Consider the following 881-nt stretch of genomic DNA (forward strand, 5'->3'; position numbering starts at 1 on the left):
TTTGATTACGTTTTTCATAATGTTATATTTAATACTGTTTAACACTACAAATGTATAACGGAAATTCAGTTATCAAAACATTGGTATTGATGTATTTGTATGCTATTTTACCTGTCTTTTTTGAGTTAAATCAATATAGAATATTAGGGTGGTAATTAAGCATATTATCTAATAGGAATTGTAAATTTTATAAGAGGAGGAGTATTTAGAATTTAATGAAAATATGTAATAATGATGATTAGAATTTATAAATATTTTGTTATATATAAAATTGTAATTGATTAAATAGATTTTGGGTTGTTTTTTATATGAAAAATATAAATCTTTGAGTGTAATCTTAAATCAAAAAGATGAAAACATCTTCTCCATTTTCTTGAAAATAGAACTTTTAACTTCATAAAAAAGAAACTAGATATTTTGTTATAAAAAGGCTTATATAGAAATCAGTTTTATTGAAAGGGTTATTTGGAGAAGCGTATTTTAAAGAGTGGTATTTGTAGTAAAAAAAGAAAGTAATTGCGAATAAGTAAAAATGATGGGAAAATAAAGGGGGAATAAAAAAAAGTGAACCACCACAGCCCACTTTTTTTAACTAAACTAAACTAAATAAGACATTAAAACTAATTATTAATGAATTCCGTGTACTCGTTATTATCCGAGTTTAATACTATTTTGTAATTTCCTTTTTCTAATTTGTAAGCTTTTTGGATTACTTGAACATCTTTAATTTTTTCAGAATGTAATAATTCAAAATCGCCATTAAAGCTTTTGTAAATGGTGATATTTAATGATTTAAGGTTTGGGGCAAACTTTGTTATATAAATAACACCATTTTCTTGTCTTGTATATGGTTTGTATATGGTTGTTTCTTTCTCTTTGTT

1 protein-coding gene is annotated in these 881 nt (G+C 23.8%); it reads right to left on the reverse strand.

The genetic code is table 11. From position 1 onward, the window contains the following. Positions 1-620: 620 nt before the first annotated feature. The coding region (locus A8C32_RS20540; RefSeq protein ID WP_165605794.1) for a hypothetical protein at positions 621-881 on the reverse strand (261 nt) is incomplete at its 5' end.

This window comes from Flavivirga aquatica, from assembly GCF_001747085.1.
Lineage (GTDB): Bacteria > Bacteroidota > Bacteroidia > Flavobacteriales > Flavobacteriaceae > Algibacter_C > Algibacter_C aquatica.